The following is a 14,075-nucleotide window of genomic DNA, read 5'->3' as shown; positions in this document are numbered from 1 at the left end:
AGTAAATAAATTATTTTTTGTGGGTCTTGCAGGACTCGAACTTGCGACTTCAACATTATGAGTGTTGCGCTCTAACCAACTGAGCTAAAGACCCATAAAAATCCTGCATCGGAATCTAACCGATTCAATAGTTAGTACTAGGACTATTGCTTATTCATCAGCAGGATTTGTACGTTTAATTTATGTGGACACATTGCCAAACGTACAAAAGCAGGCGTGCGCCACACAGGATTCGAACCTGTAACCTTTGGTTTAGAAAACCAATGCTCTTATCCATTGAGCTAGTGGCGCATAAAAGAGCAGTACGTTCACCATCCTTTGATTTAGATGGAAAATTTGGTTTGATACCCTGCTCTCCCAGTATCTCCCCTTTTTCTTATGCTACCTGCTCCGTTTGAGTAGGTTGTTGAATTCTGTGATATACTTCGATGACTTTGAGTCTAGCTTCTTCTTTTCGTCTCAAGAGTTCCTCTCGGATGATTCTCTCTGTCTGAACTTCTATTAATCTATTTATTTCAGGGTCTTTACAGATAGTGTGAATTTCCCTAAGTAGATCATCACTAGGCGACTCTTTTATATTATTTGCTAAATGGTCATCAAAGAGCTGATTGTACATATTTTCTACAGTGCGCTTCTCGTTTTCTTGAGAATCTGAAGAGATGTAGCACTCGTCCATTTCTGCTTCTAGTTCTTCATAGAATTGAAAAAGTGTATCTGTCTTTTTGATTCTATATTCTTGTGGTTCTGTCTCCATTTCTTTAATTGTTTGATAGTTTTGGAATTGATTTTTTAGGTAAAATTTGGTGATTGTTGGTGAGATTGAGACGATTGAGACACACAACGGTGTGTCTGTACTGATGCTAGATTTTTAAATTCTCTCTGCTTAAAATTTGATATTCTAATTCTTGAGAATCTAATTGCTTTCCAAAATCCATTCTTGCTCGTGCCTTCGCTTTGGTGTGAAGAACTTCCACATCATCATTGTCAAAGCAGATGATGGCATAGTCTGAATTGAAGTCTTTTGCCATTACTCGGACATTGGCGAGTTGCTTTCTTGCAGGAGTTGGGTTGTTATAAGGATTTGCTCTCATTTGATTTTTTGGTTTTAAAAGTTGAGTGATAGATTAAAATTTGGTTGTTGAATATTTTTGAGAAAAAACTACTCTTTTATATAGCCGTATTTTTCTGCAATACGGTTTAAGGTTGGTATTCCGTAGTTCGTATAATCTTTTAGCATTGGAAGGATTTCGTCATAGAATTCAGCATTGTCTATCCAAATCCAAGTTTTGAAGTGAAGCATGCTTCTTGCAGCACTAATGCCTCTTTCATTTTCTGCTTTTTCATACGCAAAAGGCAGATAATCCATTATCTTTTCTTTTGCATTTTCTACCTCCCAAATCTCCTCTCCAGCTTCTACTTGTTTTACATACTCTTTATTAAGAAGGTCTTTCGCTGTTTCGAATTCCATAAATTCGAGTAAATCCTTTTTTTGAACATCTAGAAAATCCTTTGCTTTATCGAAGCGTTCTCTGATTTCTTCTTGTGTGCGAGTCGTTTTTTCTGCTGGTTCGTTGGTGTTGTTTTGTTCCATTGCTTTGTTTCTTAGATTTTCCAATTCAGTCATTGTTTTACAAGCTCTGATTCTAGTTAAAAGACTTCCTTCTTCTTCTTGCTTTTCATTGTCAGATTCTAATTTTTTAATTTTATTTTGCACCATGTTATTAATGTCTATTAGGACAGATTCCCTCAGAGAATCAATATCTTTTTTTGCTTGTGCCTTTGCCCAGCGTTTGAAGTATTCAAATTTGTTTAGAATGACTTCTTTATGCTCACTTTCTACTTCTAAAGCAGGAAGCTGAAAACTGTCAATCCAATCTAAAAGCTGTTTTTCGATTGGCTCTTGTGCTTTTTGTTCGGCAGCTTCTCTTTCCAGTTCAGCTTTTACTTGAGCTTCTTTTTTTGCTCTTAGTTCAGCGTATTCTTTCGCTTTTAGCTCGGCTTCTAGTTTTGCCTTTGCTTCTCTTTCAGCTTCTACTTGAACTTTGAGTTTTTCGTTCTCAATTCGTTGTTTTTCCCTCGCTTCGGCATCAGTTTTTTCTTTGGCAATTCTTTCGGTTTCTGCCTTTTGCTCGGCTTGGATTTGTTTCTCGTGTTCAGATTTTAATCCTTGTAGGTAAAAACCGAAATTTGTATCGTTCATATTTTCAAAAACACTAGGATTAGGCTCTATGTACTTTGAGACTTCATTGATTCGTTTTTGCGTTCGGAGTGCCTTTTGTTCAGCTTGAAAGCGTTCTACAAAATCAGCTTTGAATTTTGCTATTTCCTCAACAGCTTTGAATTTTTCTCCAATTAACTGTTTGGCTTTAAGCCACATCTTATCCTGCAAGTCGTATTCAGATTTTAAGGCTTTAATCTCTTGGCGTTTGGCATCAAAAATTTTTTCGTACTTCAAACGAGTTTGTTTGATATTTTTTCGGTATGTATCGGCAAGCTCAATATTCATTTTGTCGTCAATGCCTTTGACCTCAATGGATTTTACTTGCTTTTCTATTTCCTCAAAACCTGTAAAGGCTTCTTCAATAGTTTTTGTAATCTCTACTTTGTTTTGTTGAGATGACTTTACATAGAGTTCGTCTTTTTTCAAGACTGCAAGAGGAAACTCTTGTTGTTGATTTACTGCGAGTTGTGTTGTTGTTTGTTCCATTTTTTAGGTTTGATAAATTTGATGATTGATTTTACTAATTCGGCTAGTTCTGACCATTCTAGGAAGAGTATTCCAAAGAATATGATGAGCATTCCGAATATGAAGGCTGCCATCCATATATCGGTGGTAATTGTTCCATTGCTTACGGCTTTTGTTAGCATAGGTAGTTTGGTGATTTTTTTTAGGTGGTTTTATATAAAGGTTTTTCTATAGGATATACAGTTGCCCATTTGTTTACAATAGCTTTCTCAAGGCATTCTATAGCGTGTTTTTCAGACTGATTATTCAATCGACCTATTATTTCCTTAGCCTTGGTAACAGTTAAATGATTATCTATTTCAATTCTAGAATCATAGAATCTTTCCCAAGCATCTCTAAATGCAGCACTATTGAAATTTGTGTTCAAATCAACAGCAAAAGGCGAATGTAAATTGTCATCCTGTAATCCTAAATCAACCCCAAACTCCACAGTAGTCGGTGCTTCCGTTTCTTGAAATTCCATTTTTGAGTAGAGGAAGTCCAGCATTGTCCATAAGGACAGTATATGTTGTTTTTGAATCCACTCATTACCTTCTTTTACTTTATATTGAGTGTACATACTAGCACCATTTGGTTCGTAAACAGCAACATCTTTAATTTCAGAATTAGGGTGTTTGCTTTTTAGGAAGTCCTTAAGAATGGCTGTTTGAAATGGAGTTATCATAGTTTGGTGATTTTTTTTAGGTGTTTAGTTTTTGAGTTGCTTTTCAGCATCTGCGACAGCCTTGTCTCGCTTGGCTCTCAATTTGGCTAGTTCATCTTCTAGTTTTCTTGTGGAAGCTCCTTTGCTTTTTCGATAGGAGGCTTGACTAGCCTTTTTGCTTATCTCTCTTTCAAGAGATTTGTATTCGGTGAGTGTCATGAGTTTTAGGTTTTGATGGAAGAATAGGTGTAGCATTCATTTTCTTTTCATTCTTCTGTACTATGTTAGAGTACATAGCAAGCTGTTGTAAATAAGATTGAATCTCATCTTGATGACGAGCCACAATCTCTACAAGCATTGCTATAATGAAGTCTGAATAATATTTGAATCCATAAATTTTGGTAAGCCTAAGCAATTGCTTATGGCATTCTGGAGTAGCGTGAAAACGCAGCAGAATAGTTGGGCTATCCTTTTCTACCAGTCCCTTTTCTTGTGGAAAGAATACTTTTCTATTAGAGTGTGTAGATTTCTTCTCTGCCTTAGCTATCATTTGCTGGTCAGCTGTTTCTATTAAAAAAATGAGAAAATCAGTCGCATTATTAAATCCTAGCAAAAAGGCGATGATTCGGACACGCTCTTCAAAATCTTCGTGAAGCGTAATAGGTATCTGTGGAAGGCGTTTTTTAGGCTGCTGCATAAGGTTTTCTAATTCAGAATTGCAGCACTGATATTTTTAGAATATCTTTGTGTCAGTGCTGATGTTGTAATTGGTAATACAAACATAAGCAACAAATGTTTATAAAGCAACATTCGTTTATAAAAATAAAACGATATAATGCTATTTAGAATAATTCTAAATAAATTATGATTGATAATAATGAAATTGGATACAGAATAACAGCTTTGCGTAAAGCTGCTGATTTTTCTATGGAAAAGATTGCTAATCTGTGTGGAGTAACCTCTAGTGCAGTTTCTAACTATGAAAAAGGACGAGTTCCTTCTTTAGAGTTTATGTATAAATTCTCAGATTTATTTAATATTTCTGTAGATGATTTTATTTCTGAAAAATTTGAAACAGAAACAAACGTTGCTAAAATAGCATCAATAGTAAACAAATATGGAAGTTATACCAAATCAAATCCTGTTAATAGCAACCACAACATCATCAGTAAAAGCAAGGATGTGAAAAATAATATCCAGTCGCAGGGGGGAGTAACTACTACCAACGCACAAGAAACAGATAGTAACTTGGTAGAATCTCTCAAGAAGGAAAATGAGTTTTTGAAAAAGCAACTGGAATTTACGCAGGGGCTTTTGGAGAAAGCTATGGGGAGGTAAAAACCCTAAATTTTAGAAACTGGTAAAAACCTTACAATGATAATGAATTAGAAACAGTAGTTTTATAAACTGCTTTATTGAAAAAAGACTTTTATAATAAATTTTATAAACCAATAATCTTTATATTTTTGACAATCAAATAGCTATAAGGTGTGTATTTTTTGAATTTTCTTGTAATGATTTGTGGATATAAAGTATAATTTTTTTTTAATCTTGACAGTAACTACAGTATAACTAATGACAGAAAACGCAAAAAAAAGAGAAAAAATATTCAATGTTTTTTCTTCTCAATTAAACACACTAAACTCAGGAAATCTCCTTCCGTCAAAATATAAAAACTTAAAGTTTGACAAGACTTATGTTTGTCCAATTTGTTTAGTTCAATTCTCTCGTGATGATTTAAACACTGAGATTGAGAATTTTTTGACTCTTGAAGATGCTCCACAAAAATCTCTAGGAGGAAAAGCAAATACATTAACATGTAAAAAATGTAATAATACCTGTGGTGCAGAAATAGACTTTCATTTAGTTGAAGGAGTTCATAAACAGGATAGAAAACATTTTTTACCTAATACAACTGGTAGAGTGAAGTTTAGTATTAGTAAAGGGGAACAAGTACAAGGTGAATATAGTGTTAATGATGCAGGAGTAATTACTGTAGAGCATTCAACAAAGAACAATAACCCTGCAAAACTAAGCTACCATATAGACAATATCCGTAAAGACTCTATTGTCATACTAGAACACAAAGCAAGCAAAGTAGATGAAAAAAAATTGGAAGTTGCGTTATTAAAAACAGCATATATTCTTGCATTTGAAAAATTTGGCTATTCTATAATATTAGACGAATGCTTTGATATTGTCAGAGAGCAATTATTGAAGCCAAATAACGAAATCTACCCTGAAGGATTTTGGACTCGTCAAGAAGTATTTACAGAAAAACATGAAGGTTTACATCTAATTAAAATAAATGAAGGTGTTGGACTTTTTTGTGTTTTTCCTTTGAAAACACAATCATCTACAAAAAGATTTGGTGTTTACTTGCCATTACCTAAAGAGGATACTGAAAAAACAATTAAAACACTTAAAAATATGCAGAAAGATTCTCCACTAACACTATATCCTTTGTCGTCAGATTTTATTCACAACTTCCAAAAGACAGAAGAGATAATTAAAGACATAAAAGCCCAAAATAAAAAATAACCAAATAATGAATATAAAAAGCATTGGACTTGAAAATTTTAGATTAGTTAAAGATGATTTTTTTGACCTTTCAGATTTTGTCATTTTAACAGGTGCAAATAATTCTGGAAAGTCTACTTTACTAAAAGCTTTATTGCTGATAGCAAAAAGTTTTAAGAAATTTCCATCTTTAGATTATCTTGACTTAAAAGGTATTAATCCTAGCTTAGGAGGATTTAAAAATATATTAACAGAGGGTAGTAAGCAGAAAGAAATAGCATTTACACTACCTTTTGATTTTATAATAGATAATTTTTTCTCTTGCAAAGAACAGCTACAAATAAAATTTACATTTTCAAATACTAACTCAAATAATAAGCATTATCCAGAACTCATAAAACTAAAGATTTTTGGTGAAAATGAATTACCAATTCTTGATATTAAAAATAGAAAAATCACTCTTTCAAAGAATCCGATGGAAGATTTAGATGCATCTGCAAATGAGCAAACTGTATTTTTTAATTATACTTGGTATAGAGAGAAACTTAAAGAAGTGCTAAGTGAAACAAAAACAAATAAATACAAAGGAGATTCTATTAATGATATAAAAGTATTTCTAGATGATAATGAATATTTTTCTGATTTTGAAAAGCTAAAAAATGTTCATCATAAGATTGCTAATGGTTGGTTGGTTCAAGATAGAGATTTTAAAAATGGTAAAAAAAACAAGTATACTTTTACCGAGAGTTTAGCATGGTTTTTCGAAGATTGTTTTCCATTCGGAAAACTAAATAAAATTAACTCAAAAATAGACGGTCTTGATAACCCTGAGGAAGATACAATATATATAGCTGCTGAAACGATGATAAATCAGATAAAAGAAGATTTATTTTACTCACTTTCAAAATTAAGAGAAGAATTTATTGAACGAATATGTTATATAGAAGCTTATCGTGGCAGTATTGATAGGTTATACACATATAATAATGAGAGTTTTAATAGATTACTTTCTGAATATATAGAAATAGAATTATCTACTAAAGAACCTGAGTATATTTTTCTTACAAAATGGATAAATAATAAAAAGTTTGATTTTGGAGATTATAGATATTTTGAGATTATTCCTTATTCTGATTTTAATGCAAATGTAGTGTTACTTAAGAAGAATGAGACTGATAAAGAAGGAAAGGCACTTGCTGATTTTGGATATGGAACTTTACAAATTTTTATAATCTTACTAACAATTGCATTAGAGGCAAAAAAGAATAGAATAGAAAAGTATAGATTAAATTATACTGCACATACAATTCTGATTGAAGAACCTGAAGCAAATTTACACCCCAAATGGCAGGCTCTATTAGCAGATTTATTTATTGATAGTATAAATTCATTTAACACTCAATTTATCATTGAAACTCATAGCGAATATTTAATAAGAAGAATTCAGTATCAAGTGGCAAGTAAACAAATTACTTCTAATCAAATAAAAATTTATCACTTTAAAAATAAATCAGATATAACAGATATCAAAGTTGATGATCTTGGTAATATTAAAACAAAACTAGGATCTGTTTTTTTTGATGAAGCAACCACTTTAAAAGACGAATTCTCACAAATTCAAAAAGTAAAAGAACTAGAAATTAAAAATGAGAAGCTCAACTCAAAATTAAAAGAGATTGAAGGTAAGAATAAATGTGTGTTTTTTACAGAGGATGAACACACAGAATTACTAACTAATGTTTTAAAAGCATCAGGTTTTAAAATGGAGGAAACTGAATTATACTCATATCTAGGTTGTAGTAATTTATCTTCTGCCAAGCTTATATCAGAATATATAAACGGAAAATTTCCTAATCAAAAAATAGTAATACATCGTGATAGAGATTATTTATCATTGGAAGAAGTGGAAACATGGGAACAAGGATTAAGAGATGTTCATATTTACCCTTTTATTACACAAGGAACTGAAATTGAATGTTACTATTTGAATTCAAAACATATAAATCATACAGACGGAATTTCAATAGAAAAAGCAACAGAAATCTTAGAAATTACTTGTAAAGAAAAAAGAGAAGAATCAATAAAGAATATGAAGAAAAAAGAATATGGAGGAAATTATGCAACAAAGAAATCAGATATGCTTAAATTTTTTGAAAACGTGTATGATTCTGATGAAATGAGATATGTTGATTCAAAAAAAGTATTTTCTACCCTAAAACAAAAGATAAAAAATGAGACAACAAATAATGCAAAAATATTTAATTATTCTGACTTTTTGCAAGATGATAAACTCAAAGAAATATCTAATTTGATATGGAAAAAAACTGAGTAAAACAAAGGTTAAATAGCGATATGAGTTCTTTAGAGCCTGTTCGAGTTTTTATTTTTTATTTCTTTTAGCTCCTTTGTTTATGAGATTCAAAATCATAGCTAAATACACAAATGCCTTTGCAGATTTTCTTGTTTTTTCATAATCTACTTTTAGTCTTCGGTTCTGATTGAGCCACGCAAATGTTCTTTCTACAACCCATCTTTTGGGTTGTGGAACAAATGCTTTATCATCTTTTTTTTCTCTTCTTGGACTATTGACAATTTCCACTTGCACTCCTGTTTGACTAAATATTTCAGTAGCCAAAGCCCCACTTCTATACCCTGCATCAGCAAGAATTTTGAAAAATGGTCTGCCTCTAAACTGAGCTAAATACGACAAATAAGCAAGTTGATTTACATCGGCTTGATTGGCTGGACTAATCTCTAATTCTAGTAAATTTCCTTGCGTATCTACTAAAATATGCCGTTTCCGTCCTTTTTTGAGCTTATAGCCGTCCACTCCTATCGCCTCTCCTCCATAAACACTCTGAACACTTTGAGAGTCTATACAACCCAAAGAAGGTCTTGGATTTCTACCTTGTGCTATACGTTCCCTTCTAACAAGCTTATCTAACAGCTTTTTATACCAACCTGTCTGCTGCCACTTACTGAAATAATCATACAAGCTACTCCAAGGAACACCATAACTACTAGGAAGCAAACGCCAACTGCTACCTGAACGAGTAAGATAGAATAGACCAGAAAATAAATTATACAAACTGTGTTTGCGTTTTCTTTTCAAATACGAAGAAGGTATAAATTTTTTCATATATTGCCAAAGAGCATCAGATAAATATTCATTAGTAAACATAGAAATTGATATTTTAATTAGTAACTGAAAATCAATTACTTAACTAATAAAAAAATCTGATGTTCTTTTTTTTTAAACTAAACTCGAACAGGCTCTTAGACAAATCACTAATAAAAATAAGTGGAATGCATCCAGAAGTTATTCAAGCAGGCTATGAGTAAGTTAATATTGTTTTGTGAAAAATATTAAGTGCAGATTTGATAATAAAATACCATATTTCAATAAATATTAGTTATGAATTTTTATTCAAAAAGATACGGTTCACGCTTAAATGGAAATATTCAATTTCCTTATTTTGTTCTTAGTAAAATTAGTTGGAATGACCATGGATATACAACTAGCTTTGTTCTTAGTTATCATTCCTCATCAGGTCTAAAAGGACAAATAATAGGCAATGTTAAGATTTTAAACAAGAAAGCTGATTATGATATCGATTTAAATGATGGCAATGATTTACAGGATACTATATTAGAATCTAATTTTGAAACTTTATCTTCGGATTATGCTTCTTTAGGACAATCACAGGATTATTATGATAATCTAAAAAGAATGTTTCCTAACGAATATCTTCAAATTTTAGACAGCTTAAATGATATTGCTCTTCTTCCTGGTATTTGGGATGAAATAGAGTATAAAATAGGTTTCAAAAAATCACTTACAAGAGGTTCTACAAAAGAATTCATTTCAGTCATAAGAAATATTTTATATGATAACAATGAATTGAGTTCTGTATCTAAATTCTCTTATCAAGTTCAACTGCAAGGTGTGGAACAGAGTCATGTGGTGAAGTTCAACTTTGAAAAGTATATAAAGTACGGTTTTCGCACTATTGTAATAATAGGTAAAAATGGTACTGGTAAAACACAGTATTTGCATCATCTCTCACTTGCTTTATCGGATAATAATGCTTTAGGAGAGTTTGTTCATACTGACCGTCCTTTAGTAAGTAGGGTAATAGCTATTTCATTTAGTTTATTTGATGATTTTCAAACTCCAGAACCATCAAAACATTCTAGTTATAAATATATTGGTTTTAGGCATAATAACAGAATAATTAGCCCACAAGAGATTTCAGAACGACTTACTAATGCTTTTAATCATATTAAATTTCAAGAGAGAGAACAGGACTGGTTTTTCTTTATAAATAAAATTATATTCTTTGATGGAATCAATAATAGAGAATTAGAAGAATTCATTAGCAATGAGGACTTTGCAAAAATTATAGAAAACAGAGAAATTCTAATGAGTTCTGGTCAGAATATTATTTTATTTGTTATAACAGAATTAATAGCGACACTACGTAATGATTCTATTATTCTTTATGATGAACCTGAAACTCATTTACATCCTAATGCTATTGCAAAGTTTCAAAAAGTATTGAATTCAATTTTAATTAAGTATAATTCTTATGCTATTGTAGCTACCCACTCGCCAATTATAGTACAAGAAACTCCTAGTGCAAATGTGATTTTATTTGATAGAGTAGATAATATACCAATTATCAAACCTCTTCCTGATGAGTTTTTTGGAGAAAGTATCTCTAATATCACAGATAAGATTTTTTATAAAAATGAAGTAAAAGCTGTTTATCAAGAATTCTTTGAGAGTTGCATTGAACAAGGATATAGTGAAGAACAAATCAATGAGATATTTGGAGATAAATTAGGGCTAAATGCTAGACTATACATAGCTGCTATAGCTAACACTAAAAAATAATAACTATGCAAAATTTGAATTATAGCGTGCCTAATTTGATTGCAGAATATGATAAAATTTTAGCAGCTAAAAGAAAGAACTCCCCACAAGTACTTCTGAGGTTAAGACCACAAGTCTTAGTTGAATATACTTCATACGAAGATAATTTTGCTACTATACAGAGCAAACAAAGCTGTATTTTTAGTATAGCAGATAAAAAAGAATTGATAAATTGTTATAACAACGAAACAAAACCATTGAAAGATTTAAAATCATTCATAATATCTTCTCAAACTGATGTGTTCAAAAGTGTATGTCCTTATTGTTTAATTCAAAGTCATTCTTCCTTTGATCATTATATACCAAAAGACGAATATGCCGTGTATAGTGTATGTGCTAGAAATTTAGTTCCTTGTTGTTCTACTTGTAATTCGAAAAAATTGGAAATGTGGAGAGAAGCTGATAATAGTGCAAGAAATATTATCCACTTTTACAACGACATAATACCGAATGAACAATTTTTAAATTGTGCATTAGATATTACAAATTTAACCCTTAACTTCTCTCTTAACTTTAGTGCTACTTTTGATACTAATTTAAAGTTTATTATAGAGAAGCATTTTGAAAGATTGGCGTTACTAGAAAGATATAGAGCAGAAAGTTCTAAGGTTATTGCTGATTTTGTAGATCATAATAGAGCAACTAAGTCAAAAGTTTCACTACCTCATTTAGTTGAAATTATAACTGATACAGTTAATAATCAACAAGCTCGTTATGGAATAAATTATTGGATATCATTGGCATATTTAGAACTTGCAAATCCTGCTTTTTTAGCTATTATATGATTGTTTTGAATGCTTTAGAGTTCTGTATAAACTTATCTTATGTATTAGATAAACGATAGTTTTTATTAACTAATATTAACAATTTTACCAAAAACATATTTTTATAACTAACTGAAAGTCAATCACTTAAAAAGTAATTGACTTTTTTTGTGAAAATCTTGTCATATTTTAGCAGTTTTTGACATTAAGTCTAAACACCTAATATATTTTTAACTGCAAATATTTGATTACACAATGGATACTCAAAAAACACAATCTCCTTTAAATGCAAATCGCAGATGGTATGACAAAAAGCGTTTTGTTCTTCTACTTTTATTTTTCTTCTTTCCTGTTGGTCTTTATTTTTTGTGGAAAAGTAATGCTTTTTCGAAAGAAGGTAAAATTGGTCTTAGTATAGGATTTGGTTTATTTTTCTTTATGTATGTAGCTGGTGTTCTTATTGAGCCTAAAGAACAGAATAATCAAGTAGTTGATAACAATCTTCCTGATAGGGTTGATATGGTTGCTGAAGAAGGAACAGTTCAGTATAATAATAATGGAGAAGTCGTTGGTAGGACAGAAGAAAAAAAAGAAAAAGCTGTGGAGGTAAGTATGACAGTTATTTCAAAGGACTTTATTGGGAAAGAGAAAGCTGCTATAGATATAAGATTGTCAGATAGAGCATCAATAGAGCAACTAACAGCTATGGCTAACGCAATGAAAGAAAAGTACCCAGATTATAAAAGATATTTTATTGGCTATTACTTACCCAATGATAAAGTAGGTACAGGATATTGGGCAACTACTCATTTTGATCCAGATTTATATGTTAATAGAATAGGCTTATCACTTACTGAATATGAGGAAATGATAAATAGAAACATTAAATATAAAGGCACAAAAATAATAAAGTGGTTCGAAGAAAGTGGTAAACTGAGTTCTCTAAGGGTTATTTCAAAGTTAGACAACAGTAAATACATTCTTACAGAAGAGTATAGTGATGGTAGTTCATCAGAAAAGCCAATTCAGAAAAAAGGAGATAAGTATATCTATAAAAATGATTTTGGTGAATACTATAAAATAGAGAAAGATGGTAAGTTAGGTTGGTACACTAAGGAAGAAAGATTTTTTTTGTATGAGCCTATTGAGGAAGAAAATAAAAATAATAGTGTTGGTAAAGACATAGCTAATTCAGAAAATCCAAAAAAAGAAATGACTGATTTAGAAAGAGCAAGATTAATACAAGAAAACCCTAAGACACAATGGGCATTAAAGCTAGTTCAAGGCGAAAAATGGGATTTTAATAAAATAACGAATAAGTTAGGTAATGATTATGAAGTAATACAACCTACTAAGCTAAACCCAAATATTGTAAAGGGATATTATTTTAAAGATGCAAATGTTACCCTATTTACTAACACTTTAAAAAATACATTCTACTTTTCTAGAATTGGGAGAGAATCTGAGTAATGATGATGGAAAAATTGATGTTAAAATTTTGAAGTTGCAAGAATAAAACAAATAAATTTATGAGATTTTCAGATAAAGAGATTTTAAAAATAGATACAACTTATTTAGCACCAACATTAAGAGTTCATTTAGAGTTGATGCATAGTGTTGCATACGCCCCAATATCTTTTACTTCCCAACTGAAACTGAATGGAAAAATTATATCACAGTATAATTCAATTCCTAATGTAAATCATTTTAGTACAATGCAGTTGTCTGCAAAAAGCAATATAGATCTTATACAAAAAAGTAATTTCTACATTGACTTTTACTATCCTCTTGACAAAAGAGCTATTCAAGCTATTGAAAATCATAGGTTACAGACACAAGATAAGTCGGTGCAACTTGAGATAAAAATGCTTATTAATTATTTATCGGTATATAACACTATAAATGTAAATGCCTTATCTCTTGAAAAACGTCTCAATCCAATAGAACAAAGCACTTGGGTAAGAGAGTTTGCGCCAAAACTAGGTATTGGAGAATTCATTCTGTTAGAACATAGAACTCCAAATCAAGCTGTTTTTGAGAAAAAGCTTGAAGATATGCCTGAAGACAGCAAACTGAGAAAGTTTCTTTCTGACGGATTATCTCAAAGCTATAAAAATTTAGAAAAGGCGAAGCAAAAATTAGCGATGGGAGATTGGGAAGGAAGTATTCTAGCTTCACGTGTGCTAATAGAATCTTTCATGACTGGTTCTGATAGTGATGAGAGAACAAATGAACTAAAAGATTTATACATTAGGAGTCATGAAACAGATACTGGGTTCAATGAATTTAGAAACATCATACGAAATGCTTTTGATTATTCTTCTAAATATATACATATAGTAGGGCAAGGGCAAAATAGAGCTAATATACAACTAATGCCAGTAGCTAGAGAAGAAGATGCGTACTTTGTGTACAGTCTCTGTGTTTCATTCCTTTATATGATAAAAAATAAAGTAAGCAGATAAA

Annotated in this window: 15 protein-coding genes and 2 tRNA genes; 7 read left to right on the top strand and 10 right to left on the bottom strand. The window is 31.1% G+C overall.

What is annotated here, in order from left to right:
- Positions 1-20: 20 nt before the first annotated feature.
- From ACE193_RS21295 to ACE193_RS21255, 9 genes are all read right to left on the bottom strand, one after another.
- Positions 21-94, bottom strand: a tRNA-Met gene (locus tag ACE193_RS21295).
- Between the two features lie 123 nt (positions 95-217).
- Positions 218-291: transfer RNA gene (locus ACE193_RS21290), tRNA-Arg, on the bottom strand.
- Between the two features lie 85 nt (positions 292-376).
- Positions 377-754 (bottom strand): hypothetical protein, encoded by a 378-nt coding sequence (locus tag ACE193_RS21285; protein WP_375560215.1) that lies wholly within the window; start codon positions 752-754, stop codon positions 377-379.
- 106 nt (positions 755-860) lie between these two features.
- On the bottom strand, positions 861-1,091 hold the full coding sequence (locus tag ACE193_RS21280) for a hypothetical protein (protein ID WP_375560214.1): 231 nt from the start codon (positions 1,089-1,091) through the stop codon (positions 861-863).
- A 68-nt stretch (positions 1,092-1,159) separates the two neighbouring features.
- Positions 1,160-2,707, bottom strand: coding sequence for a hypothetical protein (locus ACE193_RS21275; RefSeq protein WP_375560213.1), 1,548 nt, complete (start codon positions 2,705-2,707; stop codon positions 1,160-1,162).
- Entirely contained in the window at positions 2,677-2,868 is a 192-nt protein-coding gene (locus tag ACE193_RS21270; RefSeq protein ID WP_375560212.1) for a hypothetical protein, read from the bottom strand. The genes ACE193_RS21275 and ACE193_RS21270 overlap by 31 nt, the downstream gene beginning before the upstream one ends.
- Before the next feature lie 20 nt (positions 2,869-2,888).
- Entirely contained in the window at positions 2,889-3,410 is a 522-nt protein-coding gene (locus ACE193_RS21265) for a hypothetical protein (RefSeq protein WP_375560211.1), read from the bottom strand.
- A gap of 24 nt (positions 3,411-3,434) precedes the next feature.
- Entirely contained in the window at positions 3,435-3,608 is a 174-nt protein-coding gene (locus tag ACE193_RS21260; protein WP_375560210.1) for a hypothetical protein, read from the bottom strand.
- Positions 3,580-4,086: a hypothetical protein gene (locus ACE193_RS21255; protein ID WP_375560209.1), complete on the bottom strand. Its 507-nt coding sequence runs from the start codon at positions 4,084-4,086 to the stop codon at positions 3,580-3,582. The genes ACE193_RS21260 and ACE193_RS21255 overlap by 29 nt, the downstream gene beginning before the upstream one ends.
- Before the next feature lie 167 nt (positions 4,087-4,253).
- On the opposite strand from ACE193_RS21255, the gene ACE193_RS21250 reads away from it, so the two are divergent.
- The 3 genes from ACE193_RS21250 (at position 4,254) to ACE193_RS21240 (ending at position 8,241) form a co-directional block, all read left to right on the top strand.
- Positions 4,254-4,727: a helix-turn-helix domain-containing protein gene (locus ACE193_RS21250; RefSeq protein WP_375560208.1), complete on the top strand. Its 474-nt coding sequence runs from the start codon at positions 4,254-4,256 to the stop codon at positions 4,725-4,727.
- Between the two features lie 237 nt (positions 4,728-4,964).
- Entirely contained in the window at positions 4,965-5,930 is a 966-nt protein-coding gene (locus ACE193_RS21245) for a hypothetical protein (RefSeq protein ID WP_375560207.1), read from the top strand.
- A 7-nt stretch (positions 5,931-5,937) separates the two neighbouring features.
- Positions 5,938-8,241, top strand: a complete 2,304-nt coding sequence (locus ACE193_RS21240; protein WP_375560206.1) for an AAA family ATPase — start codon at positions 5,938-5,940, stop codon at positions 8,239-8,241.
- A gap of 48 nt (positions 8,242-8,289) precedes the next feature.
- On the opposite strand, the gene ACE193_RS21235 is transcribed toward ACE193_RS21240, so the two are convergent.
- Positions 8,290-9,090: an IS5 family transposase gene (locus ACE193_RS21235; RefSeq protein WP_375558806.1), complete on the bottom strand. Its 801-nt coding sequence runs from the start codon at positions 9,088-9,090 to the stop codon at positions 8,290-8,292.
- A 234-nt stretch (positions 9,091-9,324) separates the two neighbouring features.
- On the opposite strand from ACE193_RS21235, the gene ACE193_RS21230 reads away from it, so the two are divergent.
- From ACE193_RS21230 to ACE193_RS21215, 4 genes are all read left to right on the top strand, one after another.
- Positions 9,325-10,806, top strand: a complete 1,482-nt coding sequence (locus ACE193_RS21230; protein WP_375560205.1) for an AAA family ATPase — start codon at positions 9,325-9,327, stop codon at positions 10,804-10,806.
- 5 nt (positions 10,807-10,811) lie between these two features.
- A complete protein-coding gene (locus ACE193_RS21225; RefSeq protein WP_375560204.1) occupies positions 10,812-11,630 on the top strand; it encodes an HNH endonuclease in 819 nt (272 codons plus the stop codon).
- Positions 11,631-11,864: 234 nt separating this feature from the next.
- Positions 11,865-13,079 (top strand): hypothetical protein, encoded by a 1,215-nt coding sequence (locus ACE193_RS21220; protein WP_375560203.1) that lies wholly within the window; start codon positions 11,865-11,867, stop codon positions 13,077-13,079.
- A gap of 59 nt (positions 13,080-13,138) precedes the next feature.
- Positions 13,139-14,074, top strand: a complete 936-nt coding sequence (locus ACE193_RS21215) for a hypothetical protein (protein ID WP_375560202.1) — start codon at positions 13,139-13,141, stop codon at positions 14,072-14,074.
- Position 14,075 lies beyond the last annotated feature (1 nt).

The sequence above is a fragment of the Bernardetia aquimarina genome (assembly GCF_042180575.1).
Taxonomy (GTDB): Bacteria; Bacteroidota; Bacteroidia; order Cytophagales; family Bernardetiaceae; genus Bernardetia.
This window is presented reverse-complemented; position numbering and strand designations above follow the sequence as displayed.

Coding starts and splice junctions, on each gene's coding strand:
- ACE193_RS21285 (WP_375560215.1), bottom strand. CDS start 754: ATGGAGACAGAACCACAAGAATATAGAATCAAAAAGACAGATACACTT.
- ACE193_RS21280 (WP_375560214.1), bottom strand. CDS start 1,091: ATGAGAGCAAATCCTTATAACAACCCAACTCCTGCAAGAAAGCAACTC.
- ACE193_RS21275 (WP_375560213.1), bottom strand. CDS start 2,707: ATGGAACAAACAACAACACAACTCGCAGTAAATCAACAACAAGAGTTT.
- ACE193_RS21270 (WP_375560212.1), bottom strand. CDS start 2,868: ATGCTAACAAAAGCCGTAAGCAATGGAACAATTACCACCGATATATGG.
- ACE193_RS21265 (WP_375560211.1), bottom strand. CDS start 3,410: ATGATAACTCCATTTCAAACAGCCATTCTTAAGGACTTCCTAAAAAGC.
- ACE193_RS21260 (WP_375560210.1), bottom strand. CDS start 3,608: ATGACACTCACCGAATACAAATCTCTTGAAAGAGAGATAAGCAAAAAG.
- ACE193_RS21255 (WP_375560209.1), bottom strand. CDS start 4,086: ATGCAGCAGCCTAAAAAACGCCTTCCACAGATACCTATTACGCTTCAC.
- ACE193_RS21250 (WP_375560208.1), top strand. CDS start 4,254: ATGATTGATAATAATGAAATTGGATACAGAATAACAGCTTTGCGTAAA.
- ACE193_RS21245 (WP_375560207.1), top strand. CDS start 4,965: ATGACAGAAAACGCAAAAAAAAGAGAAAAAATATTCAATGTTTTTTCT.
- ACE193_RS21240 (WP_375560206.1), top strand. CDS start 5,938: ATGAATATAAAAAGCATTGGACTTGAAAATTTTAGATTAGTTAAAGAT.
- ACE193_RS21235 (WP_375558806.1), bottom strand. CDS start 9,090: ATGTTTACTAATGAATATTTATCTGATGCTCTTTGGCAATATATGAAA.
- ACE193_RS21230 (WP_375560205.1), top strand. CDS start 9,325: ATGAATTTTTATTCAAAAAGATACGGTTCACGCTTAAATGGAAATATT.
- ACE193_RS21225 (WP_375560204.1), top strand. CDS start 10,812: ATGCAAAATTTGAATTATAGCGTGCCTAATTTGATTGCAGAATATGAT.
- ACE193_RS21220 (WP_375560203.1), top strand. CDS start 11,865: ATGGATACTCAAAAAACACAATCTCCTTTAAATGCAAATCGCAGATGG.
- ACE193_RS21215 (WP_375560202.1), top strand. CDS start 13,139: ATGAGATTTTCAGATAAAGAGATTTTAAAAATAGATACAACTTATTTA.